A 26,174-nucleotide genomic window follows, 5' to 3' on the forward strand; every position below is an offset into this window, starting at 1 on the left:
ACCTGGAGCGAAAGACTTGCAACGGTGACACGATCGCGGTTGCGGCCCCGAGACGGTTGCCGTTACGAGGCATCAACCGCCGTGAGGAAAAGATCTCTTGCCAAGCATGCCCGCATTCCTTGCCTTCAGCCTTGTCTGCCTTGGTATGGTGCTGACGCCCGGGCCGAACATGACCTATCTGGTGTCCCGGTCTATCTGCCAGGGCCCCATGGCAGGCCTCATTTCGCTGGGCGGCGTGGCTCTTGGCTTTGTCGTCTACATGCTTCTCGCAGCCTTCGGCATCACCGTCCTGCTGCTCGCCGTTCCCTTCGCCTTCGAGGTGCTGAAATTCTGTGGCGCGCTCTATCTCGGCTGGCTCGCTTGGCAAGCGTTGAGGCCTGGAGGCCGCTCGCCCTTTCATGTGCGTGATCTGCCCGCTGACAGTCCCCGCAAGCTCTTCTTCATGGGACTTGTCACCAACCTGCTGAACCCCAAAGTCGCGATTCTCTACATGTCGCTTTTGCCGCAGTTCATCGATCCTACCCGCGGCAGCGTTCTGCTCCAGTCGCTGGTTTTGGGTTTTACGCAGATCGTCATCGGCGTGACGGGCAACGGCCTGATCGCCCTGTCCGCAGGCTCTATTGCGGTCTTCCTCGCCGGGCGCCCGTTCTGGATGGTGGTGCAGCGCAGGCTCATGGGCACGGTGCTCGCGGCTCTCGCGATCCGCATGGTGACGGAAGCGCAGCGCTGAACATCCGAAATAGGGCCACTTCTCAGAAATCTGCCAGGGGCGAGAGCATGAAAGGCTGCGTCAGAGACGCAGGCTCAAGGTCCTTTACCATGAGCACACAGGCGCTTTGATGCGGTCTTGCTGCACCTTTCCAATCCAGCCGATCTACGGGGAAGAAAACCTCGGCATTCTCGAAATTCGGCCCGAGGCTTGCCACGATATGGCTCAGCGGCGGGACATAGCGGGCCGCGACATCCAGGATCTGCAGCGACGTTTGCCCCTGGGGCTTCCAGGCAATCACTGCACTGTCTTCCGCCAGCAGGCTCAGTCTGATATCCGAATCAAAGTGGGCGTTAAGCAGGAACATTTCCTTTTGCCTAACGACGGAGAATGTTTCCGAGACGGGTTGCCGAGTCTCGAGCGCCATCTGAACGATGTGGAGATCCGCCGTTTGCTTCAGGTCGAGGTCACGCGCTCTGGGCACAGGCAAGTCAGCTTGTGGAACGGCACCATAAAATTTGAACTGGGGTATGATCCGAAAGCCGTAGGGTTCATAAAGCCCCGGCTTGTCCGTCAGCAACATCCCGGCTTCGAAGCCTCCGCGTTCCGCCCAGTCGAAGGCTCGCTTCATTAGGGTCCGGTATAGCCCCTGTCCGCGATAACCCGGCAGCACGGCTCCAGACTGGTAGCCAGCGGCCCGAACCATACGGCCATTGACAACAAGTGGCATGGAGAAGGCGGAGAAATTCGCAACGCATCGTCCTAACGGATCGAAATAGCCGAACGGCATGGATGTGGGATCAGGTCCGCCCAGTTTCATCTGGTTGGAGATGTCGATGTTGAAGATGTCCTGGAGCAGCTCCGCGAGCGCCTGAAACGCCGGAGGATCTCCAAAGTAACCTTCCCGCAGCGTCAGTGCCTCCAGCATGCTGGCGCCCTCACACCCCGGTCGACCCGAACCCGCCCGCACCGCGCGTCGTGTCGCTCGTCTCGTTCACCTCGGTCACCCGCACCTGCGTCACCGGTGCGATCACCATCTGGGCGATCCGCATGCCGCGGGTGATGACGAAATTCCCCTGGCCGAGATTGATCAGCAGCACCTTCACCTCGCCGCGATAGTCGCTGTCGATGGTGCCGGGCGTGTTGAGGCAGGTCACGCCGTTCTTGAAGGCAAGCCCCGAGCGTGGCCGGATCTGGGCCTCGAAGCCTTCGGGGATTTCCATGATGAAGCCGGTTGGCACCAGAGCTCTGGCGCCCGGTGTGAGTGTCATCGGCTGACCCTCTTCGACAGCCGCACGCAGATCCATCCCCGCTGCCCCGGCCGTCTCGTAGGCGGGAAGCTCAAGCCCTTCGCCATGCGGCAGGCGCTTGAGTTTGAGCACGGGACCGAGGATGTCGGAACGGATGGCGGCCATGGCGGATTTCCTTTGTTGTCCGCGCTCAATTGCATATTGGCCCTCGAAACGCTAGATAACCGCCCGACCAGAAGGAATTCCGAGATATGGCTGAAACGCTCGCCGAGGCGGTCTCCCGCCGCCGCACCTTTGCTATTATCGCGCACCCGGACGCGGGTAAGACGACGCTGACCGAAAAGCTGCTGCTGTTCGGCGGCGCCATCCAGCTTGCTGGTGAAGTCAAGGCGAAGAAGGATCGCATCCAGACCCGGTCGGACTGGATGAAGATCGAGCGCGAGCGCGGCATTTCGGTCGTGACCTCGGTCATGACCTTCGAATATGAAGGCAATGTCTTCAACATCCTCGACACGCCCGGGCACGAAGACTTCGCCGACGACACCTATCGCACGCTGACCGCCGTCGACGCGGCCGTCATGGTCATCGACGCCGCCAAGGGTATCGAGCCGCGCACGCTGAAGCTGTTCGAGGTCTGCCGCATGCGCGACATTCCGATCATCACCTTCGTCAACAAGATGGACCGCGAAAGCCGTGATCCCTTCGAGATCCTCGACGAGGTCGAAGAGAAGCTGGCGCTCGACACCGCCCCGATCACCTGGCCGGTCGGTCGATCCAAGACCTTCTGCGGCTCCTATCATCTTGCCAACAACACCTATCGTGGCGGCGATGCCCAAGTTGAGCCCATCAAGGTCAACGGCCCGCAGAGCGTCGCCGAAAACCTGCCCGAAAACGAACGCCAGGCCTTCATCGACGAGCTGGAGCTCGCCCGCGAGGCCTGCCGGCCCTTCGATCGCCAGAGCTTCCTCGAAGGCCATATGACGCCCGTCTTCTTCGGCTCGGCGCTGCGCAATTTCGGTGTCCGCGATCTGATCAATGCGCTGGGCGCCTATGCGCCGCCGCCGCGCGACCAGGTGGCCGATGTCAGAACGGTGCATGCGGCGGAAGAAAAGATGACGGCCTTCGTCTTCAAGATCCAGGCCAACATGGATCCGAACCACCGCGACCGCATCGCCTTTGCCCGCATCTGCTCCGGCAAGCTCGAGCGCGGCATGAAGGCGCGCCTTGCCCGCACCGGCAAGCAGATGGGCCTCACGGCGCCGCAGTTCTTCTTCGCCTCGCAGCGCCAGCTGGCCGATACCGCCTATGCCGGTGATGTCGTCGGCATCCCGAACCACGGGACGCTCAGGATCGGCGACACGCTGACCGAAGGCGAAAACCTCGTCTTCCAGGGCGTGCCGAACTTCTCGCCGGAAATCCTGCGCCGCGTGCGGCTGGAAGATGCGATGAAGGCGAAGAAGCTGAAGGAAGCGCTGCAGCAGATGGCCGAAGAGGGCGTCGTGCAGCTGTTTTCGCCGGAAGACGGTTCGCCCGCCATCGTCGGCGTTGTCGGTGCGCTGCAGCTCGACGTGTTGAAGGAGCGCCTCCAGGGCGAATACGGCCTGCCGGTCTCCTTCGAAATGTCGCGCTTCTCCGTCTGCCGCTGGATTTCGGCCGAGAACAAGGACGATCTGGAAAAGTTCATGACCCAGCGCCGTGGCGACATTTGCCGCGATCTCGACGGCGACCCGGTCTTCATGGCGCAGGACCAGTTCTCGCTGCGCTACGAGTCCGAGCGTTACCCTGCGATCAAGATGGTTGCCATCAAGGAATATCACGTCGCCAAAGCGGCGTGAGGCCTGGCGGGCGGTGGCGGATTTCCCGTCGCCCCCGCGGCGCCCGACCCGAGTGCTTATTCTGCCGGTCTGATCCGAAGCCCCTGGTTGGGCTCGAACCCAACCCGCAGGTGCTCGTAACTTGAAATCGTCGGATGCGACGTTTCAAAGGGGTGGGTGTGGGTCGCAGTGATCACCGCGACATCCGCGCCAGCTGATTCTCCAGCCCTCACACCGGCCAGCACATCCTCAAACACCAGGCAGCGGGACGGATCGACACCCAGCCGCTCCGCACCCAACCGATAACCGGCGGGATCGGGTTTGCCGATCTTCACGTCTTCAGCCGTGACGATCTTGAGCGGCTGCGGCAGGCCGGCCGCCCCGATGCGGGCGCGGGCAAGCGCTGATGGCGCCGAGGTGACGATCGCCCAGCGCTCCGCCGGCAGGCTGTTCAGAAACGCGATGGCGCCAGGGATCGGCACGATGCCCTCGAGATCCTCGATCTCGCCGCGCTCGATGTCCAGCGCTTCCTTCACCACGTCAACGCCCGGCAGGTTGAGCGCGCTGATCGTGTCGATGCCGCGCTTGCCGTGCATGGTCGGCAGGAAGGTTTCGAGGTTCAGACCGTGCTTGAGTGCCCAACGGCTCCAGACCCGTTCCGCAGCGGCGATAGAATTGAGCAGCGTGCCGTCCATGTCGAAAAGAAAGGCATCGTAAAAGCGGTCGAAAAGCCGGTCGGGGGAATGATGCAAGGCGTGAATCCTTTGGTCAGGCGCGATGACGCTCCCGTAGCCGCTCCGGGCAGACCCTGCAAACACATAAATGGAAAACGACCCTGATGACAGGTGACAGGCCGGCTGCTCTCGCCTAGTCTCTGGCATGAGACAGGGGCGTCCGGAGAAGCCGGGCTGAGAAGCACCCTTTGAACCTGAACCAGATCATGCTGGCGGAGGGAGTCGCTCGGGTGCCATGCCAGATCCGCGTGTGCTGCCTGCCGCTTCTCCGCCCGGAAGGAGAAGCAGAGATGACGTCCAGCCCCATCCGCAATGTGCTCACCATCGCCGGGTCCGATCCTTCCGGTGGTGCCGGCATTCAGGCGGATTTGAAGTCGATTTCCGCACGCGGCTGTTACGGCATGGCGGTCATCACGGCGCTCACGGCGCAGAATACCTGCGGTGTTTCGGCGGTCGTGCCGCTCGATCCCCACTTTGTTGCGGAGCAGATCCGCATGGTTTTCGCCGATATCAGGGTCGATGCGGTAAAGATCGGGATGATCGCCAATGCCGGCATAGCTTCGGCGGTGGCGGAGGTCCTGAAACCGCATCACGGCATTCCCGTGGTTCTCGATCCGGTCATGATCGCCAAGGGTGGGGCCTCGCTTCTCGATCCCGATGCTGTCGAAGCACTGAAGTCTGAACTCCTGCCGATTGCGACACTGCTGACGCCCAACCTTCCGGAGGCTGCAGCCCTGCTCGGCGATCCCGAAGCCTCCGATCGGCGCATCATGGAATCCCAGGCGGTCAGGCTGACCGCGCTTGGCCCGAGGGGCGTGCTGGTCAAGGGCGGCCATCTGGCGGGGGGGCAGAGCCCGGATGTTCTGGTGGCGGGCGGGCAGGTGACCTGGTTCGAGGCGGACCGGATCGCCACGCGCAACACCCATGGAACAGGCTGCTCTTTGTCGAGCGCGCTGGCGGCGGAGCTTGCAAAGGGGAGGGTGTCTCAGGAGGCCGTGCAGGCTGCAAAGGCCTGGCTCAAGGAAGCCGTTCGCACCTCGAACGATCTCTCTGTCGGATCTGGGCACGGGCCCGTGCACCATTTTCACGGGCTCTGGCGAGACTAGTCGTCTCTGCTGGGCGGCAGGCCGCTGATGTCGAAGACAAAGGGCAGGGCGGATTCGAGGAAGGACTGGTGCGTCGGTGACAGTGCTGCGCGCTGGTCGATGCATCCGAGACGAAGACCGATTTCTCCATCGGCGCTCTGACGCCACAAGGGTGAGCCGCAGGTGCCGCAGAAGAACTGGTCGCTCGGCAAACCGCTGTCACCGATCTTGCGATAGCGCTTTGGCTGCCCCTGGATCAGACGAAGCTGGTTTGGTTCGGCATTGACGGTGACCCGGTAAGCTGAGCCTGTCAGCCTCTGGCAATCGGTACAGTGGCAGATGCCGACGGCCTGTGGATCGGCCTCGGCTTCATAGCGCACGTCGCCGCATTGGCATGATCCGGTAATCCGCATCGCACCCTCGAGAAAAAGAAAACCCGGCGCTGGAGACGCCGGGTTGAAGTGAACTTGACTGCGTGGGGTTAATGATCGGCTTTGATAAAGGTTCCGTTCTGCAATTCCTTCATCGCCTGCATCAGCTCTTCGCGCGTGTTCATGACGATCGGACCATGCCAGGCGACCGGCTCCTTGATCGGCTTGCCGGTGACGAGCAGGAAGCGGATCCCCTGTTCGCCAGCCTGAACGGTGATCTCATCGCCTGTATCGAACACGACCAGCGTGCGGTTGCCGGAGAGGTCGCGGATATTGAGCTCCTCCCCCATATATTCCTTCTCGACCTTCACGCCGAAAGGCTTGGAGGCATCGCGGAACGAGCCGGAGCCGGCGAAGATATAGGCGAAGGCCGAGCGGTAGGTATCGACGGGGAAGGTCTTGCGCTTGCCCGGCGGCACCGAGATGTCGAGATAGACAGGCTCGGCGGCAATGCCGTCGACCGGGCCGCTCTTGCCCCAGAAGTCGCCACAGATGACACGCACGGCAGTGCCGTCGTCATCGATGACAACGGGAATGTCGGCTGACTTGATGTCCTGGTAGCGCGGCTTGGTCATCTTCAGCGAAGACGGCAGGTTGGCCCAGAGCTGAAAGCCGTGCATCCGCCCGGCAAAGTCACCCTTCGGCATTTCCTGGTGCAGGATGCCGCTGCCGGCGGTCATCCATTGCAGGTCACCCGCACCCAGCATGCCGTAGTTCCCGAGGCTGTCGCCATGTTCGACGGTGCCGGCCAGCACATAGGTGATCGTCTCGATGCCGCGATGCGGATGCCAGGGGAAACCCCGCAGATAGTCGTTCGGCTCGTCATTGCGGAAGTCGTCCATCATCAGGAAGGGATCGGTCATCGAGGGGTCGCCGAAGCCGAAGACGCGGTGCAGCTTGACGCCGGCACCTTCCATGGTTGGGGTGGCACGGCTCTCATGCTTGACGGGGCGGATGGACATCGGCGGATCTCCTTGTGGATGGGCGCGTGGATTGCTCGTGCGGCAATATATGCGAGCATCTTGCCCTGCGCAGGTGGGCCCGCCAGAACGCAGTGTTCACATTTGCGCCAATCAAGCCGGGAAGAAATGTTGCACTGCCCGACAAAATTTTGTCATGAAGGGTCTGATGTTTGCAAATCATTAGTCTATCGGGCGAAGACTACCCAGGATTCGCAGTCGGTCGATGGACCTGGGGCAGAATTCATATGTGTCGTTGGGCAGCTTACCGTGGTGTTCCGATCTTCCTCGAAGAGCTTGTCACCTCGCCTGCGCATTCCCTGATCGAACAATCCCATTGTGCGACCCGCGCCAAGACGGCGACCAACGGCGACGGCTTCGGTCTCGCCTGGTATGGTGACCGTCCCGAGCCCGGCCGCTTTCGGGACGTGCTCCCCGCCTGGTCGGACTGCAATCTGAAGAGTCTGGCAAGCCAGATCCGCTCGCCGCTGTTCCTGGCCCATGTCCGCGCCGCCACCCATGGCGCGACCCGCCGCGACAATTGCCATCCCTTCGTGCAGGGCACCTGGTCCTTCATGCACAATGGCCAGATCGACAATTTCGACCGCATCCGCCGGCCGATGGAAGGCATGCTGGACGACGAGCATTTCCATGCCCGCGTCGGCACCACGGACAGCGAATTGCTGTTCCTGCTGGCGCTGCAGTTCGGCCTGCGCGAACGTCCGCTGGCGGCCATGAGCGAGGCCGTTGGCTTCGTCGAGCAGATCAGCCTGCATCTGACAGGCTCGGCGCGCATCCGCATGACCGCGGCCTTCTCCGACGGTAAGACGCTCTATGCCGTGCGCTACTCGACGGACGAGCATGCCCCGACACTGTTTGCAGCACCCATGGGCCCCAAGGGCAGCTTCTGCCTCGTCTCCGAGCCGCTGAACGACGAGACGGATACCTGGGTGGAAATTCCGGCCGGAAGCGCCGTGATCCTCAGCGAAAAGGGGCTGGACGCTGCCGAGTTCAAGCCCCAGGTCGACCGCACACGGGTCGAACATGTGGGTCAGCCAGCCATGGCTGTGGGGTGAAGCCTTAGCTTACAGGATGATCCCGAGCTCGCTCCGGGCCTTGCGCGTCAGCGAAGCTGCGACGGCGCGATAAGATCGGCCGATATACTCCACCAGATCCGCCTCGTTGAGTTCCGTGGCGGGCGCGACGGTCACCCATTTTCGCTTGGCAAAGTAGGGTGCCTGAGAAACGCCCTCAAGCGAGGTCAGGATCTCGAAGCTCTCTTCGCTCACCTTGAAGCAGAGCCGTTTCTCGCCGTCGGTCAGAAGCGCGAAGACCTTATCTCCGACCTTGGCGACCCGGGCGTCCCATTGATCGGTGAGAGAGGTGCCGGTGAACTCCTGAACGAAGCTGTCGAAACCGGGGCGGGAAAACAAGCTCATGCGCCGGTACCGCCCATCTGCATGGCAATCCAGAGAGCCAGCCTCTCGGCCACCTCTTCCTTGGAAAGATCCGGCCATGCCTCGACCCCGTCCCGGCTAATCAGCTTCACCCGGTTGCGGTCGCCGCCCATGATCCCGGTCTCGGGCGAAACGTCATTGGCGACGATCAGGTCAGCGCCCTTGCGCTCCAGCTTCTTCCGGCCGTTCTCCTCGACGTCTTCCGTCTCGGCCGCAAACCCGACGACGAGGCGCGGTCGCTGGGCGTGTTGACCCACCGTCTTCAGGATGTCGGGGTTCTCAGCGAGCTGTAGCGGCGGCGGCGCCTCACCCGGCTGCTTCTTGATCTTCTGCTCGGCAGACGACGCCACACGCCAGTCGGCAACGGCAGCGACCATGACGGCAATGTCTGCCGGAAGTGCGGAGAGAACCGCATTGCGCATTTCCTCGGCCCGCTCGACATGCCGAGTTTGGACGCCTGCGGGATCAGCAATCGTCACCGGTCCCGAGACGAGCGTCACATCGGCGCCGAGACGGGCAAGGGCCGCCGCAATCGCATGGCCCTGCTTGCCCGAGGAGCGGTTGGCGATGTAGCGCACCGGGTCGATCGGCTCGTGCGTCGGGCCCGAGGTGACCACAGCCTTCATGCCCGCAAGCGGCTTGGGGCCGGAGAGCAGGTCTTCGACACGGTTTGCGATCTCGATCGGTTCGGCCATGCGTCCACGCCCGCGCTCGCCGCTTTCGGCCATTTCGCCTTCCATCGGGCCGATGGCCTCGATGCCGTCGCGCTGGAGCACGGCGAAATTGCGCTGGGTGGCCGGATGCGCCCACATCTTCGGGTTCATGGCAGGCGCAATCAAAACCGGGCGATCTGTTGCAAGCAACACGGTCGATGCAAGGTCATCAGCAAGTCCGTTCGCCATCTTCGCCATCAGATCGGCGGTGGCAGGGGCAACCAGCACTAGGTCGCATTCCCGCGCCAGCCGGATATGGCCGACATCCTGTTCGTCCTCGCGCGAAAAGAGCTCGGTATAGACATGGCTCGCCGACAGCGCACCGACGGCAAGCGGCGTGACGAATTCCTGGGCGCCTCGCGTCATGATCGGCCGCACGCTCGCCCCGCGCTCCCGGAGCCTTCGGATGAGATCGAGGCTCTTGTAAGCGGCAATGCCGCCTGCAATGACAAGCAAAATTCGCTTTCCGGCCAAGCTCATGAAGTGCAACCCTTTCTCTGCGGCCGCGACCCTAGCGCAATTCCGGTCGCTGGCAAATCGTCGAGAACTGGACTGGTAAACGGCGTGCCTCAGCTGGCGCTGTCGAGCTTTAACGGGACTTCCGCCACGGTGCCTTGGGTACCTTCGAGATAACGCAGCCCGTCTCCAAGCGTCGAGGCCATGGATTTGACGATCCGACTCCCAAGACCGGTTCCCTTTGGCGCGCTCTGCGGATCGATCCCGATCCCGTCGTCCTCAACGCGGAGCAAGGCCTCTCCGTCGCCTGTCATCTTCAGGTGCACCCGGATGTCACCAGGCTGACCGGAGGCATAGGCGTACTTGAAGGCATTGGTCACGAGTTCGGTGACGATCATGCCGACGGAAACGGCCTTGTCGGCGCTGAGCGAGATGGGATCCGCATCCAGCAGGAGGCGGACCGGCTTTTCGGCGCTGTGAAGGGAATTGTAGAGCTCGACCGTGAGTCGGTTGAGATAACGATCGAGCTCAACGCGGCTGACGTCGTCGGAAGTGTAGAGACTGCGATGCATGCCGGCGATGGCCGTGATGCGCGCCTGGGTTTCCGCCAGCTCCGCCTTCACTTCCTCGCTACGGGCGGCGGAGATCTGCAGGCGCAGCAGGCTGGCGACCAGCGCCAGCGAGTTGGCGACACGATGGTTGACCTCGGCCAGCAGCGCCTCGGCCCGCTCCTTGCCAAGCCGGATCTCTTCATCGGCACGGGCCTTCGCTGCCCGCAGCTGGGCGTTGGCGACCGTCTGTTCGATGGCGCTCGACAAGAGCGACAGGAAGTCGTCGCTGACAGTCTTGATGACATAATCAGCAGCACCCGCCTTGATCGCCTCGATCGCGACCTGCGCCTCGTTGGATCCGGTGACATAGACCACCGGCACGTCGATCTCGGCTTCGCGCATGCGGCCCAGCACGTCATGACCGGTGGTCTGGCGTAGATAATGATCGAGAACGACGACATCGAACCCTGCCGTCTTCAGCAGTTCAAGCGCGTCCTCGGCATTTTCCGCATGCGACACCTCATGGCCGAGGCGCCCCATGTGCTTCTGGACCAGCCGGGCGATGGCAGCATCGTCGTCTATGTAGAGAACGCTGAAGCTCATCGCCCGGCCGCCATCAGGGGATTTGCATGACGGAGAAGAACAGTCCGAGCTGGCGAATGGCGTTGGCGAAATTGTCGTAATCGACAGGTTTGGTAATATAGACATTGGCCCCGAGATCGTAGCAGCGCTGGATTTCGCGTTCGTCATCCGTCGTTGTGAGGATGACGACCGGGAGCCGTCGCGTGTGCGGGTTGGATTTAATCTGGTCGAGAATATCGGTGCCCGACATGTCGGGCAGATTGAGGTCAAGCAGGATCAACAGGTAGCGGTCTTCCGAAACCTTGCCGCTACGATCCTTGCCCAGCACATAGTCAAGCGCCTCGGTGCCGTTTGTGAAGGGCACGATTTCATTGTTCACGCCGGCGCGGCGCACGTTCTTTTCGATCAGACGGGCATGACCCTCGTCGTCTTCGACCATGATGATGGTGACTTCTTTACCCACGGCTTTCATTATCAACTCCGTACCAAGCGTGACAGGTCAGATGGCAGTCGCAGTACGAAGGTCGATCCTTCTCCTAAACGGGATCGAACGGTGATCTCCCCCCCGAGGTTCCGAGCCAGGGAGCGGACATGGGCAAGGCCTATGCCTTCACCCGATTGATCCTGCTGACCGGAGCGGCGGAAGAGTTCGAAAATGCGTTCGTGGTCCTGCTCTGCAATGCCACGGCCGTTGTCCTCCACCTCGATCCGCACCATGTGACGCCCCTCGGGCGCGGTTCGGACGGCGAGGGTCAGGGGCCGTTCGGGATGCTTGTATTTGATAGCATTGTCGAAAAGGTTACCAAGAATCTGTTCGACCGACAATCGATCAGTGTTCAGGCGGTTGGCCTTGATGTCGAGATCGATGCTGCCGTCGCTCTCGCTGATCTGATGGTAGACGCTGTTGGTGATGGTCTCCAGCAAGGGCTGCAGCTCGACGATTTCAGGCTTCAGCTGACGACGCCCGTCTCGCGAGATCTTCAGGATTGCGTTGATCAGTCCGTCCATCTTCTTGGTCGACGAACGTATGAAGCCGATGGCTTCGGGCAGGTCTTCCGAGGCGGCCAGTCTGGCCTCGCGGATCTTGTCTTCGGAGACGGGCTTGCCATCGTTCAGGACATAGGCCTGGAGGGATTTCAGTGAGGCGTCGAGCTCCGCAGTAAAGCCCATGATGTTGACGAGCGGTGCCCTCAGATCATGCGTGACGATATAGGCGAAGCGCTGGATCTCCTGGTTGGCCTGCATCAGATCTTCCGTGCGCTCTGCCACGCGCGCCTCAAGCCCCTGATTCAGGACCTCTACCTCGCGCCTGGAAGCCGCAAGCGCACGCACATGCTGAGCGACGACCAGGATGGCGCCGCCCATGACGGCGATGATGGCGATGCCACCACCCACCGTGATCCATTGAAGCTGCTGCGTTGCCGCCACCTGGGCCTCGGTCCCGCGCTCGACATTCTCGTCTGAAAGCTCCTTGAACTGATCGAGCATGGTACGGATGTCGTCCATGAGCTGACGACCGACATCGCTCTGGATCAGCTCGACGGCCTGTGCCTGCTCGCCGCTGCGCACGAGATTGATGACCTGACCCATCTCGGCGAGCTTCCCGCGGATCCGGTCGCGCAACCGCTCCATCTGAGCGGCTTTGACGGGGCGATCGGCAACCGCTGCCGCCAGCCTGTCGACCTCCTCCCGGATCTCCCCAACGGCGGCCTCGTAAGGTTGAAGAAACAGCTCGTTGCGCGTGATGACGAAACCGCGCTGGCCTGTCTCGGCGTCTGTCAGCTTCTGCATGAGATCAGCGGCCATACGCCGGATGTTGCGCTCCTGCAGGATATAATCGAAGGTCGCCTGGGTGCGCTCGACGAGCCCGAAGGTGGCGACGATGATGCCGAGCAGAATTGCTGTGCCGATCAGGAGAAAGAGCAGCGTGGACCGGACAAAGCCGGTTTGGGTGGCAGACATGTAACTCCCGACGGAACAAAGAAAGCGCAATGCCGTTCTAATGCGCCTCGCCGGACTTTGTTCCATCGAAAGATCAAGAAAATCCGGTCCATCCGCGCTTGCTAATGCAGGCGGCTCATCCGATCTGGACCGCGATCGCCACGGCCGCCACAGCTATCACCCAGAGCGCGACGCGTCCGAGCCGCGTATGACGGGCCTCGGCCCGTCCAATCCGCTCGGCGGTGTCCGCATCGAAACGCAGGCCTTCCTCGCTCATACGCATGATTTCGCCATGCAGTTTCTCGGTCTTGACCGCGATCTCCGGCAGGGCCTCGGCCAGCCGAAGAGCCGCCTTGGCTCCGTCCTTCAGGTCCGTGGCAATCCGCTTCGGGCCGAGATTGTCACGGATCCACTGCGACACGACCGGATCGGCCGCTTTCCACATGTTGAAGCGTGGATTGAGAATGCGCGAGACACCCTCGACCACCACCATCGTCTTCTGCAGCATCACCAGTTCGGGGCGCGTCTGCATGTCGAAGATCTCGGTCACTTCGAACAAAAGCGTCAGCAGCTTGCCCATGGAAATGGTTTCGGCCGGCTGCCCATGGATCGGCTCGCCGATCGCGCGGATCGCCTGGGCGAAACTCGCTACATTGTGGTGCGACGGCACGTAGCCGGCCTCGAAATGCACTTCGGCGACCCGCATGTAGTCGCGGGTGATGAAGCCGTAGAGGATTTCGGCGAGGAAACGGCGCTCTTTCTTTCCAAGGCGACCGGCGATACCCATGTCGACCGCAACGATCATTCCGGCGGGGTCAACGAAAAGATTGCCCGGATGCATGTCCGCGTGGAAGAAGCCGTCGCGCAACGTATGGCGCAGGAAGGACTGGATCAACGTGTCGGCAAGCGCATTGAGATCATGGCCGGCAGCCTTGAGACCCTCGACATCGGACATCTTGATGCCGTCGATCCACTCCATGGTGACGACGTCACGGCCCGTGCGCTCCCAGTCGACCTGAGGCACGCGGAAGCCAGGATCATCCTTGGTATTCTCCGCAATTTCGGACAGGGCGGCTGCTTCCAGCCGCAGATCCATTTCGACCTTGGTGGTCTGCTCCAGCGTCTTGGTAACCTCGACCGGGCGCAGGCGCCGCGTATGCGGCAGGAAGCGTTCCTGCAGATGCGAGACGAGATACATGGCCTCGAGATCGGCGGCAAAGCGTTTGCGCACGCCCGGCCGGATCACCTTGACGGCAACCTTGCGGCGTCCCTCGGCGGTCTCGACTTCGGCCGGATGGACCTGCGCGATGGAGGCGGCGGCGATCGGCTCGCCAAAATGGCTGTAGAGCTCGTCCACGGAGCGGCCGAGCGACTCACGGATCGTGGTCTTCGAGGCTTCGGTCGGAAAAAAGTCCATCCGGTCCTGCAGGCCGGCCAGGTCTTCTGCAAATTCTGCGCCCACCACGTCGGGACGCGTCGCCAGGAACTGGCCGATCTTGACGTAGGAAGGACCGAGACGCGCAACGGCGCGGGCAAGGCGATCGGAACGCTCGACCGTTTTGGCGCGGCCGCGCGCCAGCGGTGCGACAGCGGCTTTGGCGATGCCGACCATGGGCGGCAGACCTTCAGATGGAAGGGCCGCGACGACGCCTTCGCGCACCAGCACCCAGCCGACCCGCGCCAGGCGGAGATATGCCCCGATCGTGCTCATGTGCCTTAGATCTTCCAGCCGGAATGCAGGGCAGCGATCCCGCCTGTATAATTGGTGAAGCGCACGTTCGAGAAACCGGCGCGTTCGATCATGCGCGCGAAATCCGGCTGGTTCGGGAACTTGCGGATCGATTCCACGAGATACTGATAGGGCTCTGAGTCACCCGTGATCATCTTGCCGAAGCGCGGGATCGCGTTGAACGACCAGGCATCATAGACCTTGTCGAGGAGTGGCATTTCGACTTCGGAGAACTCGAGCACGAGAAGTCGTCCGCCGCGCTTCAACACGCGGAAGGCTTCCGAAAGCGCCACATCGATATGCGGCACATTGCGGATGCCGAATGCGATCGTATAGGCATCGAACGTGTTGTCCTCGAAAGGCAGGCTTTCGGCATTCGCCTCGACGAAGGTGAGGTTGGGCGAAAGACCCTTCTTTTCCGCTCGCTCGGCGCCGACGCCGAGCATGGAGCCATTGATGTCGAGAACGGTGGCATGTGCCAGCCGGTTGGACGCCTCGACGATGCGGAAGGCGATGTCGCCAGTACCGCCGGCAACGTCGAGCACCCTATAGTTGGCATCCTTGCGCGGATTGAGCGCTGCCACCATCGCATCTTTCCAGACGCGGTGCAGGCCGGCCGACATCACGTCATTCATGATGTCGTAGCGCTTGGCCACCTTGTGAAAGACATCGTTGACGAGGCCCTGCTTTTCCTGCTCGTCGACCTGGCGGAAGCCATAGGAGGTTTCCATGCCGCCATCGGCGGAAATGCGGCTTGCAGTCATCGGTTCACTCCACATATCGGAACGGTCGGCAGACCATAGCGAAAAGGCCTGACACGCGCTATCTGCGCAGGGGAAGCCTTGGTTCCGCTGGTCTATAGACCTTTAAAGAAGCGGTTCAAACAGAAAGATGGGCGGAAATGCCGGAATTGCCAGAGGTTGAGACAGTCAGACGCGGGCTCGCTCCCGCCATGGAAGGCGCGAAGGTTCAGCGTCTGGAGTTGCGGCGTCCGGATCTGCGCTTTCCCCTGCCGCGCGATTTTGCCGCAAGGGTCGAAGGTCGCCGTATTCTTGGCTTGTCGCGCCGGGCAAAATACCTGCTCGTCGATCTGGAGGACGATCTGACCGTGATTGCCCATCTCGGCATGTCCGGCTCCTTCCGGATCGAAGCGCCGGAGGGCGCCAACCTCCCGGGCGTCTTCCATCACGAGCGCAGCAAGGATGAGAAGCACGATCACGTCGTCTTTCATCTCGAGCGTCCGGAGGCCCCCGTCCGCATCATCTATAATGATCCGCGTCGTTTCGGCTTCATGGAGCTGATGGCGCGCTCTGAACTCGATACCTACCCGGCCTTCCGGGATCTTGGTCCTGAACCCCTCGGCAACATCCTCTCGGCCGATTATCTCGCGAGCCGTTTCGCCGACCGCAGCCAGCCGCTGAAGGGCGCCCTGCTTGACCAGAAGGTGATTGCCGGTCTCGGCAATATCTATGTCTGCGAGGCGCTCTGGCGCTCGCATCTGTCGCCCATCCGCAAGGTCTCCACCCTCGTCACGCCCAAGGGCAAACCGAAGGCGGAATTGTCGCTGCTGACGCAGTCAATCCGCGATGTCATCGCCGATGCGATCGAGGCCGGCGGCTCGTCGCTGCGCGACCATATCCAGGCCGATGGCACCCTGGGCTACTTCCAGCACTCCTTCCGGACCTACGACCGGGAGGGAGAGCCGTGCCTTTCGGATGGTTGCGGGGGTACCGTCGAAAGGATAGTTCAATCCGGCCGCTCGACATTCTATTGTCGGCACTGCCAGAAATAAGGCCCGTGCGGCCGCGTTAGGGAGGAAGCCATGACCTATGAAACCCTGCTGATCGAACGGCGCGACCGCGTTGCGCTCGTGACGCTCAACCGGCCGCAGGCACTGAATGCCTTGAACTCGACGGTCATGCGCGAACTCAGCCAGCTCCTGAGCGAATTGCAGGCCGACCCGAGCGTCGGTGCCGTGGTGCTCACGGGCTCTGAAAAGGCCTTTGCGGCCGGCGCCGACATCAAGGAAATGCAGTCGCTGGATTTCGTCGACACCTATACCGGAGACTTCATCGGCGGCTGGGATCATATTGCCGGCTTCCGCAAGCCCATCATCGCCGCTGTCTCCGGTTTTGCGCTGGGCGGCGGATGCGAGCTTGCGATGATGTGTGACTTCATCATCGCCTCGAAGACGGCGAAGTTTGGCCAGCCTGAAATCACGCTCGGCATCATTCCCGGCATGGGTGGCTCTCAGCGGCTGACCCGCGCCGTCGGCAAGGCCAAGGCCATGGATCTTTGCCTCACCGGTCGCATGATGGATGCCGCAGAAGCAGAGAGTGCCGGCCTCGTGGCCCGTGTCATCGAGCCGGAGCGCCTGATCGATGAGGCTCTGGAGGCAGCTGCCAAGATTGCCTCTTTCTCTCTGCCTTCGGTGATGATGGCGAAGGAAGCCGTCAACCGCGCCTTCGAGCAGACCTTGAGCGAGGGATTGCGCTTCGAACGCCGCCTGTTCCACTCGCTGTTCGCGACTGAAGATCAGAAGGAAGGCATGGCCGCCTTTGTCGAGAAACGAAAGCCGGCCTTCAAGAACAGATAAGCGAGACGAGGGACGCGTTATCTGCAGAATCCGCGTTGACGCATCCCAGCTTTCCCGCTATATGCCCGCCCACGGTTGGGAAAGCCACTGGGCTTTTCCATGAAACAGCTCCCCAAGTGCTGAATGGTGCGGTCGCTCTGACCCGACGCGGCGATGGTGGGCTTTGGTTTGAATTCGAAGAGAGGCATCCATGGCCAACACAACTTCGGCGAAGAAGGCGACCCGCAAGATCGCTCGCCGCACTGCAGTCAACAAGGCTCGTCGTTCGCGGGTTCGTGGTTTCATCCGCAAGGTCGAAGAAGCAATCGCTTCCGGTGATGCAGCGGTAGCCAAGGACGCTCTCAAGGCGGCTCAGCCGGAGATCCAGCGCGCAGCCACCAAGGGCGTGGTTCACGCCAACACGGCATCGCGCAAGATCTCCCGCCTCGCTGCTCGTGTGAAGGCTCTGGCCGTCTAATTTTAGACACCATTTTGACAAGTTTCGAAGAGCCTGGCTGTAAGCCGGGCTTTTTGGCGTTGTGGTCTCGACTCGGTTGAAATTGACGTTTTAGAACTTCCTGACGGATGCAACCTTGTCAGTACGGTGACATAAAAAAGTTTTTAAATTCAGTAACTTGCAGGAGGTGCCGGCCCGGCCGGCTTCTTAACCTTGGGGGAGGTTGGCCCCCTTGCGAGTCAAGAGAATTTTTATTTTTTCTCGCTGCAAGCGCCCTCTTTTGTACCTGTTTGGGAATCTCCTTGATTCAAAAGCGATTCTTTTTCGCCCGAATGTGACGCAAAAATGAAGTACGAAGAGTCAATGGCAGAACCGCGCGCTAGCCTAAAAATCGGTGTTGATCTTGGCTTTTGATCCTGCCTTAATGTTTCTCAGCAAGGGGCCAGCCAATGGCCAAAAACGACGGTCCGAACGGCAGAAATGCAGTTGAGATCGGTCGCTCTTGCCGGAGCGGGGTGTTCCAACTCCGTTTTCTCATAAAGTGATCGACATTGCATCGGAGACTTTACTGTTTCCGCGTGGTGGCGGTTTTGCGTCTTGTGGGTGGCCGATGGCCACGACAAGGACACGGATGTGCGGCATGACGAGGATGCCGCAAGAAGGCACGACTGTCGACGTGAGGGGGCGACAGTGAATTGAGCCGGCTTTTGGCTAAGGTCGGCGCAACGTGTTTGGGGACCGTCGATTCCTCAAGGGATCGACTAAAGATGAAGCGGCTGTCGGACGGCGATGACATTACGCCCGGCACCTGGAATGAATTGGAAGGCGGCAAAATGCATATGAACTCTATGACGGCCGGTGCGTTGGCGAACGGGGACAATGCACAGTCGGCGCTTGGCGCCGCATGCTCCGAAGGAGCAGGAGAGAACGCCGGAATGACCCACAATGATCTCTTCGACCGCTTCAGCAAGAGACTGAAGGCCCAGGTCGGGGCGGATGTCTACCAAAGCTGGTTTGCCCGTCTGAAGCTGCACTCGGCATCCAAGAGCGTCGTGCGCCTGACGGTTCCGACGACCTTCCTGAAATCCTGGATCAACAATCGTTACCTCGATCTGATCACGTCGATCTTCCAGGCGGAAGATCCCTCGATCCTCAAGGTCGAGATCATGGTGCGGACTGCAAGCCGCAGCACCCGTGGCCCTGTCGCTGAAGAGCGTTCTGCCGGTACGGAAGCCGCACAGCCGGTGTCACCGCGCAAGACCGGACCGCAGAGCGTCGGCCAGATTGCATCGGCGCAGACGCAGGCGCCTGTGGCATCGCGTGCCGCTCCGGCGGGACCGCTGTTCGGCTCTCCTCTCGACAGTCGCTATACCTTTGACGGTTTCGTCGAAGGCGCATCCAATCGCGTGGCACTTGCTGCGGCCAAGACGATCGCCGAAGCTGGCGCCGGTGCCGTTCGGTTCAACCCGCTCTTTATCCACTCCTCCGTCGGTCTCGGCAAGACGCACCTGCTGCAGGCGATCGCCAATGCGGCGATCCAGAGCCCACGCCAGCCGCGCGTCGTGTATCTGACTGCCGAATATTTCATGTGGCGCTTCGCAACCGCGATCCGCGACAACGACGCCCTGACGCTGAAGGACTCGCTGCGCAACATCGACCTCCTGATCATCGACGACATGCAGTTCCTGCAGGGCAAGATGATCCAGCACGAGTTCTGCCATCTCCTGAACATGCTGCTCGACAGCGCCAAGCAGGTCGTCGTCGCTGCCGATCGTGCGCCTTGGGAACTGGAATCGCTCGATCCGCGCGTTCGCTCGCGTCTGCAGGGTGGCGTCGCCATCGAGATGGAAGCGCCCGACTACGACATGCGCCTCGACATGATGAAGTCGCGCCTGGATGCCGCTCGCAAGGACGATCCGTCGATCGACATTCCCGCCGAGATTCTGGAACATGTCGCCCGCAACATCACCAGCAGCGGACGCGACCTGGAAGGCGCCTTCAACCAGCTTCTGTTCCGCCGCTCCTTCGAGCCGAACCTCTCCATCGAGCGCGTCGATGAACTTTTGGCCCATCTGGTCGGAGCCGGTGACCAGAAGCGCGTGCGCATCGAGGACATCCAGCGCATCGTCGCACGTCACTATAACGTGTCGCGCCAGGAGCTGGTTTCGAACCGCCGCACCCGCGTCATCGTCAAGCCGCGACAGATCGCCATGTATCTGTCGAAGACCCTGACCCCGCGCTCCTTCCCGGAAATCGGTCGGCGTTTCGGCGGTCGTGACCACACGACTGTTCTCCATGCCGTCCGCAAGATCGAGGAGTTGATCTCAGCCGATCAGAAGCTGTCGCAGGAAATCGAACTGCTGCGTCGTCTCATCAACGAGTAAGCGAGCCGTTGAAAACATAGAGGTCACCGCGATCCCATCGGTCGCGGTGGCCTTTTTGGTATCCGACAGTCGGTTCAGGCTCGCGCGATTGCGATGATTTCGGGACTGGTGTCCGAATAGGGGGTGCGGTCCCACCAGCCAAGCAGCTCGACTTCGGCAAAGCCCGCCTCACCGAGAAGGCGCGTGATGGTGTCTGCGGGCGCAAACCTCAGACGGCTTTCGCTGATGAGGATCTCGCCACTGGTTTCGATCGTGAAGACTGCATCGAAGGTGACGTGTTCGGCTTCGACCTCTTTGGTCTGATAATGGACATCCACCGGCCCGACGCCCTCGACGGCTCCCCTCTCATGGGTCTTGTCCCGCGTCCATTCTTCCCAGGCCCGATCCAGCGGATTGCGGCTTTCGATGATGAGCTGTCCGCCCGGTGCCATGTGCCGATGAATGTTGCTGAGGGCGGCCAGTGTCTCCGCATCATCGAGAAAGACCTGGAACACGTGACCGGTCATGATGGCGAGGTCAAAGCGGTCGCGAAGTGAGAAGCTCCCGGCTTCGGCCGCTACCCACGTGACGAGGCCGTCTTCGTCCTTCATCCGCGCGACCTGCAGCATGCCCTTCGCCGGATCGATACCGGTCACCTGGTGCCCGCGCTTTGCCAGGCGCAGCGTCACCGACCCTGTGCCGCAGCCGATATCGAGCAAGCGGCAGGGCGCTTCGGCGAAATTTTCGTAGAAATCGCCGTCTTCGCCGTGATGATTGAAGGCATCGTAGAGACGGGCCATGTCGAAACGGTCAAATGCGGCATCGACGGGCATCGTTTCCAACTCCTCAGCAGGCGAGATCGGCGACGACAGCGTCGAGGATCAGCATGCCCGGCGGCGTGCAGCGCAGCCGCGAATTGCCGAGCCGCTCGATAAAGCCCTGCTCCAGTAGGAACTGCTCCTTCTCCGGATCGGGATCGCGTCCGGACAGCTGCTGCCAGCGCGCGAGGTCGACGCCTTCCCTCAGACGAAGACCCATCAGCAGCAGCTCATCGGCCTGTGCCTCGTGGTCGAGCTCTTCACGTTCAATGATGCCATGAGCATTCTGCTCGACGGCGGAAAGCCAGGTTTCCGGATGCCGCTCCGCGACGGTGGCGATCTTGCTCCGTCCTTGCGTCAGCCGTCCATGGGCGCCTGGACCGACGCCGGCATAATCGCCATAGCGCCAATAGGTGAGGTTGTGGCGGCTCTCGGCGCCCGGGCGTGCGTGGTTGGAAACCTCGTAGGCCGGAAGCCCCTCGCGGGCGGTAATCTCCTGCGTCGCCTCGTAAAGCGTTGCGGCGTGATCGTCATCGGGCACGATCAGCTTGCCGGCCTTGTGCAGGCCATAGAAAGCGGTGCCTTCCTCGATCGTCAGCTGGTAGAGCGAGAGATGGTCGACAGCATAGGAGATCGCTTCCTTCAGCTCCTTCTCCCAGGCCTCGACCGTCTGGTTCGGGCGCGCATAGATGAGGTCGAAGGACATGCGCGGGAAAATCTCGCGCGCCAGCTTGATGGCCTTCAGAGCATCCGCCACGTCATGCAGGCGACCGAGAAAACGGAGGTCCGGATCGTTCAGGGCCTGAACCCCGAGCGAGACCCGGTTGACCCCGGCGGCCCGGTAGCCGTGGAAACGGGTCGCCTCGACGCTCGAAGGGTTGGCCTCCATGGTGATCTCGATGCCGTCGGGCATGTGCCAGTTGGCGGCGATCCCGTCCAGGATCGCGCCGACGGTGGAGGGATCCATCAACGAAGGGGTGCCGCCTCCCATGAAGACGCTGGTGACGGTCTTCGGGCCGGACAAGGCACGTACTGTCTTCAACTCCGCGAGGAAGGCGGCGACGAAGCGCGCCTGGTCCACCGGCTGGTGGCGCACATGGCTGTTGAAGTCGCAGTAAGGGCATTTGGCCGCGCAGAAGGGCCAGTGAACATAGACACCGAAGCCGGGCTCACCGGTGTCGGGCAGCAGCGTGAAGGACCGGTCGGTCAACGCGTCAGGCCTCCAGACAGGTTTCGACGAAGAGCTTGAACGCCCGGGCACGATGCGAGAGTGCCTCCGGATCGCCCGGCTTCCAGCCATGTTTCTCGTCGGCGGTCATCTCGCCAAAGGTGCGCTCATGCCCTTGCGGCTGAAACACCGGATCATAGCCGAAACCCGCTGTCCCACGCGGCGGCCAGGCGATCACGCCTTCGACCTCGCCCCGGAAGAATTCGGTGTGACCATCCGGCCAGGCAAGGCAGAGCACGCTGACAAAGCGGCAGGTCCGCTGGGCTGGCTCGGTGGCCCCACGCTCCTGCAAGGCCTTCTCGACCTTCTCCATCGCCATCGGAAAATCGCGGCTGCCGTCCTCGCGCTCGGCCCAGTTTGCCGTATAGACGCCGGGCGCGCCGTCGAGCGCATCGATGACGAGGCCGCTGTCATCGGAGAGCGCAGGTAGCCCCGAAGCCTTGGCCGAAGCGAGCGCCTTGATTGCTGCGTTTTCTTCGAAGGTCGTCCCGGTTTCGTCCGGTTCGATGAAGTTCAGATCCTTCGCCGACTTGGCAGAAAAGCCGAAGGGACCGATGAGATCGGCGATTTCGGCGATCTTGCCAGCATTGTGGCTGGCAACGACGATCGTGCGGGTGTCGAGCTTGCGCATGCGATAGGTCCGTTCAAGAAGTCCAGAGGGTGCGGGACGCGCATTCCAGGCTGTTGCCGGCCGGATCGCGGAAGTAGATCGAGCGTGCGCCGTTCGGCCATGTCAGTTCGGATTCAATCGGTACCCCGGCCTCTTGCAGATTTCTGGCCATCGCATCGAGATCATCCTGCGTAACGAAGAAACACGCATGACCCGGTCCCTTTGTCCCATGGGTCGGGACAGGGAAGGGGTCATCTGCGATCGGGACGCTGGTTGCTGCTGGATTGAAAATCAGCAGGACGCCGGGACCGCACCGATAGAAGATATGCCGGTTGCCGCCGCGACGGATCTTTTCGAGACCGAGGACGCTGTCATAGAACACCTCTGCCTTGTCCAGATCGTCCGCATAAAGTGCGGTTTCGAGTATCCCTTCGATCATGCGGACCTTCTTCTCAGCCGATCGCCTGTTTCTGCAGCGTCACCAGTTCGTCGATGCCATTGCGCGCAAGGCCAAGAAGCGTCAGGAACTCGTCCTGGCTGAAGGGCTTGCCTTCGGCCGTCCCCTGGATTTCGACGATGCCGCCCGAGCCGGTCATGACGAAGTTTGCGTCCGTTTCGGCGGCCGAGTCTTCGAGATAGTCGAGGTCGATGACCGGCTGGCTGGCAAAGATCCCGCAGGAGACGGCAGCGATATGGTCCTTCAGGACCTTCTCGACCTTCACCATGTTGCGCGCTTCCATCCACTTCAGGCAGTCATGCAGCGCCACCCAGGCGCCGGTGATCGAAGCCGTGCGTGTGCCGCCGTCCGCCTGGATGACGTCGCAGTCGATCGAGATCTGTCGCTCGCCGAGTGCCTCCAGATCAACGATGGCTCGGAGAGAGCGCCCGATCAGCCGCTGGATTTCCTGCGTGCGGCCGCTCTGCTTGCCCGAGGAGGCCTCACGCTTCATGCGATCACCGGTGGCGCGCGGCAGCATGCCGTATTCGGCCGTCACCCAGCCCTTGCCGGAATTGCGCAGCCACGGCGGCGTCTTGTCTTCGAGACTTGCCGTGCACAGCACATGCGTATCGCCGAACTTCACCAGGCAGGAGCCTTCCGCATGCTTGGAAAAGTTGCGCTCGAACGAAACCTTGCGCATTTGATCGGTTTTTCTGCCGGATGGCCGCATTGCAATCTCCTGGGTTGTCTGTTGCCTTCTACGGACGCAGCCTCGCTTTTGCAAAGAAAAACCATCCCGCAGCATCGCAAGCTCGAGCGAGGTGGAATTAGCCCTTGGTCATCCAAAAAGCGGTGACTATATTTGTATCATGAAACCTCTGAGATTTTGTTCGCTCCGATAATGGCATCACCGAAGACGACCGTCACAGACGTTTCCGCCTCGCTGGACGACCGCTCCAGGGAAGTCTTCCGCCGTATCGTGGAAAGCTATCTCGATTCCGGCGATCCGCTCGGCTCCCGCAATCTTTCACGCCTTCTGCCGATGTCGCTGTCGCCCGCCTCGGTTCGCAATGTCATGAGCGATCTCGAAGCCCTGGGCCTGATTTACGCCCCCCATGTCAGCGCTGGACGCCTGCCGACCCAGGCGGGGCTGCGCTTCTTCGTAGACGCGTTCATGCAGGTAGGCGATCTCTCCGACGGCGAGCGCGACGAGATCGAACGGCAGATCCGCCCGACCAGCGCCGACCAGCCGATGGAAGCCATGTTGACTGAGGCAAGCCGGATGCTGTCCGGCCTCTCGCGCGGGGCGGGACTGGTGATCTCGGCCAAGAACGATCCGGTCTTGAAGCATGTGGAATTCATTCGTCTGGAACCCACCAAGGCGCTGGCGGTGCTGGTGGGTGAAAACAACCAGATCGAAAACCGCATCATCGATCTGCCGGCTGGCGTCACCGCATCGCAGCTCACCGAAGCCGCCAATTTTCTCAACGCCAATCTGACCGGCCAGACGCTGCGCGAACTGCGTGGCCAGATCGAGAAGCTCAAGAGCCAGGTGGCCACTGAACTCGACACGCTCTCCCAGGATCTCGTCGAACGGGGTCTCGCGGTATGGTCAGGAGAAGTTGCGGAAAAACAGCCTGCACGGCTGATCGTCCGAGGTCGTGCCAACCTGCTCGAGGGGCTGGCAGGCTCCGAGGATATCGATCGGCTTCGCCTGCTCTTCGACGATCTGGAGCGCAAGGAAAGCCTGATCGAAATCCTCGATCTCGCCGAAAGCGGCCCAGGCGTTCGGATCTTCATCGGCTCGGAGAACAAGCTCTTCTCGCTCTCCGGTTCCTCGCTGATCGTCGCGCCCTATCGGGATGGTGAAGACCGCATTGTCGGTGCCGTCGGCGTCATCGGCCCGACTCGCCTTAACTACTCGCGCATCGTTCCCATGGTCGACTACACCGCCCAGCTGATGGCGAGGCTCTCGCGCGGGTCGCGCTAGCCAATTTCCTTGCAAACCCTTGATTTTTTCTCGTCAAACCCTGATATCGGGCACGCATTCGAAACCTTGAGTTTCGAAACCGAGACATCATCCGGAGAACGTCATGACCGAAGAAACCAACAAGAACGGACCTGACGCGGCAGCCACCGAGGCAGAAGCAACCGCGGCCACCGAAGGCCAGACTGCGAATGAAGGCGAGGCCGCTGCCGCGCAGGACATCGACCCTGTAGAGGCGCTGAAGGCTGAAAACGCCGACCTGCGCGATCGTTTCCTGCGGCTGGCCGCCGAGATGGACAATCTCCGCCGCCGCACCGACCGCGAAGTCAAGGATGCCAAGTCCTATGCGGTGACGAGTTTTGCCCGCGACATGCTGTCGGTGTCCGACAACCTGCGCCGCGCCATCGAAACCCTGCCTGACGACGCCCGCGCGGCAGCCGATGCGACGGTCACCGCCCTGATCGAAGGTGTCGAGATGACCGAGCGCGGCATGCTGTCGACGCTCGAGCGCCATGGCGTGCGCAAGATCGATGCAGAAGGTCAGAAGTTCGATCCGAACTTCCATCAGGCGATGTTCGAGGTTCCGAACCCGAACGTGCCGAACAACACCGTCGTGCAGGTCGTCCAGGCCGGCTACGCCATCGGCGAGCGCGTGCTGCGCCCGGCCATGGTGGGTGTGGCCAAGGGCGGCCCGAAGGCTGAAGCCGCAGCCGAGGATGCGGCGAAGGCGTGATCCGCCGTGATCGTCTGTGAATACAAAAAAGCGCCCGCTGAGGGCGCTTTTTTCGTGCGGATTGGGATCCCCGTAAAGGTTCAGGCGGCGTTCGATGCCTGCTCCTCGTTGAGGAAGGTATAGATGGCGGACGCTGAATCGGTCGCGCGAAGCTTGGCGACAAGATCGTGATCGCGCAGCACGCGGGCAATCCTCGACAGGGCCTTCAGATGATCCGCGCCTGCACCTTCCGGGGCCAGCAGCAGGAACACAAGATCAACGGGCTGATCATCCAGCGCTTCGAAATCGACCGGTGTCTCCAGACGTGCGAACACGCCGGTAATCTTGCTGATCTTGTTGAGCTTGCCATGCGGGATGGCGATACCGTTGCCCACGCCGGTGGAACCGAGGCGCTCCCGCTGCAGGATCACGTCGAAGATCTCTCGCTCCGGAATGTCGGTGAGCTTGGAGGCTTTGGCCGCAAGTTCCTGAAGCAGCTGCTTCTTGGAGTTCACCCGGAGAGCCGGTACGACAGCATCCTGCTGCAGCAAATCTGCCAATGCCATATCAATGT

28 protein-coding genes and 1 riboswitch are annotated in these 26,174 nt (G+C 61.6%); of the genes, 10 read left to right on the forward strand and 18 right to left on the reverse strand.

The genetic code is table 11. The features are described from left to right. Nucleotides 1-106: 106 nt before the first annotated feature. Nucleotides 107-730 (forward strand): LysE family translocator, encoded by a 624-nt coding sequence (locus tag H6M51_RS01180; protein WP_185808417.1) that lies wholly within the window; start codon nt 107-109, stop codon nt 728-730. A 22-nt stretch (nt 731-752) separates the two neighbouring features. Here H6M51_RS01180 and H6M51_RS01185 read toward each other — a convergent pair whose 3' ends face one another. Further along, entirely contained in the window at nt 753-1,637 is an 885-nt protein-coding gene (locus H6M51_RS01185; protein WP_185808062.1) for a GNAT family N-acetyltransferase, read from the reverse strand. A 10-nt stretch (nt 1,638-1,647) separates the two neighbouring features. After that, nucleotides 1,648-2,124, reverse strand: a complete 477-nt coding sequence (dut, locus tag H6M51_RS01190) for a dUTP diphosphatase (RefSeq protein WP_185808063.1) — start codon at nt 2,122-2,124, stop codon at nt 1,648-1,650. 86 nt (nt 2,125-2,210) lie between these two features. Here dut and H6M51_RS01195 point away from each other — a divergent pair, with 86 nt between their 5' ends. Beyond that, nucleotides 2,211-3,794, forward strand: a complete 1,584-nt coding sequence (locus H6M51_RS01195; protein ID WP_185808064.1) for a peptide chain release factor 3 — start codon at nt 2,211-2,213, stop codon at nt 3,792-3,794. Nucleotides 3,795-3,850: 56 nt separating this feature from the next. Here H6M51_RS01195 and H6M51_RS01200 read toward each other — a convergent pair whose 3' ends face one another. Continuing rightward, entirely contained in the window at nt 3,851-4,525 is a 675-nt protein-coding gene (locus H6M51_RS01200; protein WP_348644376.1) for an HAD family hydrolase, read from the reverse strand. Between the two features lie 124 nt (nt 4,526-4,649). Next, nucleotides 4,650-4,745: riboswitch (TPP riboswitch) on the forward strand. Between the two features lie 52 nt (nt 4,746-4,797). Between H6M51_RS01200 and thiD the strand changes: the two genes are divergently transcribed. Beyond that, entirely contained in the window at nt 4,798-5,613 is an 816-nt protein-coding gene (gene thiD / locus H6M51_RS01205) for a bifunctional hydroxymethylpyrimidine kinase/phosphomethylpyrimidine kinase (protein ID WP_185808065.1), read from the forward strand. On the opposite strand, the gene H6M51_RS01210 is transcribed toward thiD, so the two are convergent. Further along, on the reverse strand, nt 5,610-6,005 hold the full coding sequence (locus H6M51_RS01210) for a GFA family protein (protein WP_185808066.1): 396 nt from the start codon (nt 6,003-6,005) through the stop codon (nt 5,610-5,612). The two genes, thiD and H6M51_RS01210, sit on opposite strands and share 4 nt — an antisense overlap. A gap of 68 nt (nt 6,006-6,073) precedes the next feature. Next, nucleotides 6,074-6,985 carry a pirin family protein gene (locus tag H6M51_RS01215; protein ID WP_185808067.1) on the reverse strand — a complete coding sequence of 304 codons (912 nt, stop codon included), beginning with the start codon at nt 6,983-6,985 and terminating at the stop codon, nt 6,074-6,076. 245 nt (nt 6,986-7,230) lie between these two features. Here H6M51_RS01215 and H6M51_RS01220 point away from each other — a divergent pair, with 245 nt between their 5' ends. Continuing rightward, complete coding sequence (locus H6M51_RS01220; RefSeq protein ID WP_185808068.1) at nt 7,231-8,058, forward strand: class II glutamine amidotransferase; 828 nt, start codon at nt 7,231-7,233, stop codon at nt 8,056-8,058. A 9-nt stretch (nt 8,059-8,067) separates the two neighbouring features. Here the strand turns inward: H6M51_RS01220 and H6M51_RS01225 are convergent, their stop codons facing one another. From H6M51_RS01225 to ubiE, 7 genes are all read right to left on the reverse strand, one after another. Beyond that, nucleotides 8,068-8,421, reverse strand: a complete 354-nt coding sequence (locus tag H6M51_RS01225) for an MmcQ/YjbR family DNA-binding protein (protein ID WP_185808069.1) — start codon at nt 8,419-8,421, stop codon at nt 8,068-8,070. Then, complete coding sequence (coaBC, locus tag H6M51_RS01230; protein ID WP_185808070.1) at nt 8,418-9,632, reverse strand: bifunctional phosphopantothenoylcysteine decarboxylase/phosphopantothenate--cysteine ligase CoaBC; 1,215 nt, start codon at nt 9,630-9,632, stop codon at nt 8,418-8,420. Before coaBC ends, H6M51_RS01225 begins: the two co-directional genes overlap by 4 nt. Nucleotides 9,633-9,721: 89 nt before the next feature. Beyond that, nucleotides 9,722-10,762 (reverse strand): histidine kinase dimerization/phosphoacceptor domain -containing protein, encoded by a 1,041-nt coding sequence (locus tag H6M51_RS01235; RefSeq protein ID WP_185808071.1) that lies wholly within the window; start codon nt 10,760-10,762, stop codon nt 9,722-9,724. Between the two features lie 13 nt (nt 10,763-10,775). Then, nucleotides 10,776-11,213: a response regulator gene (locus H6M51_RS01240; protein ID WP_185808072.1), complete on the reverse strand. Its 438-nt coding sequence runs from the start codon at nt 11,211-11,213 to the stop codon at nt 10,776-10,778. A 2-nt stretch (nt 11,214-11,215) separates the two neighbouring features. Beyond that, the gene (locus H6M51_RS01245; RefSeq protein ID WP_185808073.1) at nt 11,216-12,703 is read right to left on the reverse strand and encodes a CHASE3 domain-containing protein; all 1,488 of its coding nucleotides are present in this window, start codon (nt 12,701-12,703) and stop codon (nt 11,216-11,218) included. A gap of 115 nt (nt 12,704-12,818) precedes the next feature. Then, nucleotides 12,819-14,393: a 2-polyprenylphenol 6-hydroxylase gene (ubiB, locus tag H6M51_RS01250; RefSeq protein WP_185808074.1), complete on the reverse strand. Its 1,575-nt coding sequence runs from the start codon at nt 14,391-14,393 to the stop codon at nt 12,819-12,821. A 5-nt stretch (nt 14,394-14,398) separates the two neighbouring features. Then, nucleotides 14,399-15,175 carry a bifunctional demethylmenaquinone methyltransferase/2-methoxy-6-polyprenyl-1,4-benzoquinol methylase UbiE gene (gene ubiE, locus H6M51_RS01255; RefSeq protein WP_185808075.1) on the reverse strand — a complete coding sequence of 259 codons (777 nt, stop codon included), beginning with the start codon at nt 15,173-15,175 and terminating at the stop codon, nt 14,399-14,401. Between the two features lie 137 nt (nt 15,176-15,312). On the opposite strand from ubiE, the gene mutM reads away from it, so the two are divergent. The 4 genes from mutM (at nt 15,313) to dnaA (ending at nt 19,827) form a co-directional block, all read left to right on the forward strand. Beyond that, entirely contained in the window at nt 15,313-16,203 is an 891-nt protein-coding gene (gene mutM, locus H6M51_RS01260; protein WP_185808076.1) for a bifunctional DNA-formamidopyrimidine glycosylase/DNA-(apurinic or apyrimidinic site) lyase, read from the forward strand. A gap of 30 nt (nt 16,204-16,233) precedes the next feature. Further along, nucleotides 16,234-17,007 carry an enoyl-CoA hydratase gene (locus H6M51_RS01265; protein WP_185808077.1) on the forward strand — a complete coding sequence of 258 codons (774 nt, stop codon included), beginning with the start codon at nt 16,234-16,236 and terminating at the stop codon, nt 17,005-17,007. Nucleotides 17,008-17,197: 190 nt separating this feature from the next. Beyond that, nucleotides 17,198-17,464 carry a 30S ribosomal protein S20 gene (rpsT, locus tag H6M51_RS01270; protein ID WP_185808078.1) on the forward strand — a complete coding sequence of 89 codons (267 nt, stop codon included), beginning with the start codon at nt 17,198-17,200 and terminating at the stop codon, nt 17,462-17,464. 812 nt (nt 17,465-18,276) lie between these two features. Further along, nucleotides 18,277-19,827 (forward strand): chromosomal replication initiator protein DnaA, encoded by a 1,551-nt coding sequence (gene dnaA / locus H6M51_RS01275; protein WP_185808419.1) that lies wholly within the window; start codon nt 18,277-18,279, stop codon nt 19,825-19,827. 74 nt (nt 19,828-19,901) lie between these two features. Here dnaA and H6M51_RS01280 read toward each other — a convergent pair whose 3' ends face one another. From H6M51_RS01280 to rph, 5 genes are read right to left on the reverse strand one after another with little or no spacing between them, the layout of a single operon-like run. Next, the gene (locus H6M51_RS01280) at nt 19,902-20,639 is read right to left on the reverse strand and encodes a bifunctional 2-polyprenyl-6-hydroxyphenol methylase/3-demethylubiquinol 3-O-methyltransferase UbiG (protein WP_185808079.1); all 738 of its coding nucleotides are present in this window, start codon (nt 20,637-20,639) and stop codon (nt 19,902-19,904) included. A gap of 13 nt (nt 20,640-20,652) precedes the next feature. Further along, on the reverse strand, nt 20,653-21,834 hold the full coding sequence (gene hemW, locus H6M51_RS01285; protein WP_185808080.1) for a radical SAM family heme chaperone HemW: 1,182 nt from the start codon (nt 21,832-21,834) through the stop codon (nt 20,653-20,655). 4 nt (nt 21,835-21,838) lie between these two features. Beyond that, entirely contained in the window at nt 21,839-22,483 is a 645-nt protein-coding gene (gene rdgB, locus H6M51_RS01290; protein WP_185808081.1) for an RdgB/HAM1 family non-canonical purine NTP pyrophosphatase, read from the reverse strand. 13 nt (nt 22,484-22,496) lie between these two features. After that, nucleotides 22,497-22,901 (reverse strand): VOC family protein, encoded by a 405-nt coding sequence (locus H6M51_RS01295; protein ID WP_185808082.1) that lies wholly within the window; start codon nt 22,899-22,901, stop codon nt 22,497-22,499. A gap of 13 nt (nt 22,902-22,914) precedes the next feature. Beyond that, nucleotides 22,915-23,631: a ribonuclease PH gene (gene rph, locus H6M51_RS01300; protein WP_185808083.1), complete on the reverse strand. Its 717-nt coding sequence runs from the start codon at nt 23,629-23,631 to the stop codon at nt 22,915-22,917. Nucleotides 23,632-23,802: 171 nt separating this feature from the next. Between rph and hrcA the strand changes: the two genes are divergently transcribed. After that, nucleotides 23,803-24,891, forward strand: a complete 1,089-nt coding sequence (gene hrcA / locus H6M51_RS01305) for a heat-inducible transcriptional repressor HrcA (RefSeq protein ID WP_185808084.1) — start codon at nt 23,803-23,805, stop codon at nt 24,889-24,891. 103 nt (nt 24,892-24,994) lie between these two features. Next, the gene (grpE, locus tag H6M51_RS01310; RefSeq protein ID WP_185808085.1) at nt 24,995-25,621 is read left to right on the forward strand and encodes a nucleotide exchange factor GrpE; all 627 of its coding nucleotides are present in this window, start codon (nt 24,995-24,997) and stop codon (nt 25,619-25,621) included. A gap of 80 nt (nt 25,622-25,701) precedes the next feature. On the opposite strand, the gene ptsN is transcribed toward grpE, so the two are convergent. Continuing rightward, nucleotides 25,702-26,166: a PTS IIA-like nitrogen regulatory protein PtsN gene (gene ptsN, locus H6M51_RS01315; protein ID WP_185808086.1), complete on the reverse strand. Its 465-nt coding sequence runs from the start codon at nt 26,164-26,166 to the stop codon at nt 25,702-25,704. Between the last annotated feature and the right edge of the window lie 8 nt (nt 26,167-26,174).

It is taken from the genome of Rhizobium sp. AQ_MP (assembly GCF_014237835.1).
Lineage (GTDB): Bacteria > Pseudomonadota > Alphaproteobacteria > Rhizobiales > Rhizobiaceae > Allorhizobium.

What these genes read in the sequence shown, in the direction of transcription:
- H6M51_RS01280 (WP_185808079.1), bottom strand. Translation starts at nt 20,639, where the DNA reads ATGCCCGTCGATGCCGCATTTGACCGTTTCGACATGGCCCGTCTCTAC.
- grpE (WP_185808085.1), top strand. Translation starts at nt 24,995, where the DNA reads ATGACCGAAGAAACCAACAAGAACGGACCTGACGCGGCAGCCACCGAG.
- H6M51_RS01245 (WP_185808073.1), bottom strand. Translation starts at nt 12,703, where the DNA reads ATGTCTGCCACCCAAACCGGCTTTGTCCGGTCCACGCTGCTCTTTCTC.
- mutM (WP_185808076.1), top strand. Translation starts at nt 15,313, where the DNA reads ATGCCGGAATTGCCAGAGGTTGAGACAGTCAGACGCGGGCTCGCTCCC.
- ubiE (WP_185808075.1), bottom strand. Translation starts at nt 15,175, where the DNA reads ATGACTGCAAGCCGCATTTCCGCCGATGGCGGCATGGAAACCTCCTAT.
- H6M51_RS01195 (WP_185808064.1), top strand. Translation starts at nt 2,211, where the DNA reads ATGGCTGAAACGCTCGCCGAGGCGGTCTCCCGCCGCCGCACCTTTGCT.
- coaBC (WP_185808070.1), bottom strand. Translation starts at nt 9,632, where the DNA reads ATGAGCTTGGCCGGAAAGCGAATTTTGCTTGTCATTGCAGGCGGCATT.
- H6M51_RS01235 (WP_185808071.1), bottom strand. Translation starts at nt 10,762, where the DNA reads ATGAGCTTCAGCGTTCTCTACATAGACGACGATGCTGCCATCGCCCGG.
- H6M51_RS01220 (WP_185808068.1), top strand. Translation starts at nt 7,231, where the DNA reads ATGTGTCGTTGGGCAGCTTACCGTGGTGTTCCGATCTTCCTCGAAGAG.
- thiD (WP_185808065.1), top strand. Translation starts at nt 4,798, where the DNA reads ATGACGTCCAGCCCCATCCGCAATGTGCTCACCATCGCCGGGTCCGAT.
- H6M51_RS01185 (WP_185808062.1), bottom strand. Translation starts at nt 1,637, where the DNA reads ATGCTGGAGGCACTGACGCTGCGGGAAGGTTACTTTGGAGATCCTCCG.
- rdgB (WP_185808081.1), bottom strand. Translation starts at nt 22,483, where the DNA reads ATGCGCAAGCTCGACACCCGCACGATCGTCGTTGCCAGCCACAATGCT.
- H6M51_RS01180 (WP_185808417.1), top strand. Translation starts at nt 107, where the DNA reads ATGCCCGCATTCCTTGCCTTCAGCCTTGTCTGCCTTGGTATGGTGCTG.
- dut (WP_185808063.1), bottom strand. Translation starts at nt 2,124, where the DNA reads ATGGCCGCCATCCGTTCCGACATCCTCGGTCCCGTGCTCAAACTCAAG.
- H6M51_RS01215 (WP_185808067.1), bottom strand. Translation starts at nt 6,985, where the DNA reads ATGTCCATCCGCCCCGTCAAGCATGAGAGCCGTGCCACCCCAACCATG.
- H6M51_RS01210 (WP_185808066.1), bottom strand. Translation starts at nt 6,005, where the DNA reads ATGCGGATTACCGGATCATGCCAATGCGGCGACGTGCGCTATGAAGCC.
- dnaA (WP_185808419.1), top strand. Translation starts at nt 18,277, where the DNA reads ATGCATATGAACTCTATGACGGCCGGTGCGTTGGCGAACGGGGACAAT.
- H6M51_RS01225 (WP_185808069.1), bottom strand. Translation starts at nt 8,421, where the DNA reads ATGAGCTTGTTTTCCCGCCCCGGTTTCGACAGCTTCGTTCAGGAGTTC.
- ptsN (WP_185808086.1), bottom strand. Translation starts at nt 26,166, where the DNA reads ATGGCATTGGCAGATTTGCTGCAGCAGGATGCTGTCGTACCGGCTCTC.
- rpsT (WP_185808078.1), top strand. Translation starts at nt 17,198, where the DNA reads ATGGCCAACACAACTTCGGCGAAGAAGGCGACCCGCAAGATCGCTCGC.
- H6M51_RS01265 (WP_185808077.1), top strand. Translation starts at nt 16,234, where the DNA reads ATGACCTATGAAACCCTGCTGATCGAACGGCGCGACCGCGTTGCGCTC.
- hrcA (WP_185808084.1), top strand. Translation starts at nt 23,803, where the DNA reads ATGGCATCACCGAAGACGACCGTCACAGACGTTTCCGCCTCGCTGGAC.
- H6M51_RS01295 (WP_185808082.1), bottom strand. Translation starts at nt 22,901, where the DNA reads ATGATCGAAGGGATACTCGAAACCGCACTTTATGCGGACGATCTGGAC.
- rph (WP_185808083.1), bottom strand. Translation starts at nt 23,631, where the DNA reads ATGCGGCCATCCGGCAGAAAAACCGATCAAATGCGCAAGGTTTCGTTC.
- ubiB (WP_185808074.1), bottom strand. Translation starts at nt 14,393, where the DNA reads ATGAGCACGATCGGGGCATATCTCCGCCTGGCGCGGGTCGGCTGGGTG.
- H6M51_RS01240 (WP_185808072.1), bottom strand. Translation starts at nt 11,213, where the DNA reads ATGAAAGCCGTGGGTAAAGAAGTCACCATCATCATGGTCGAAGACGAC.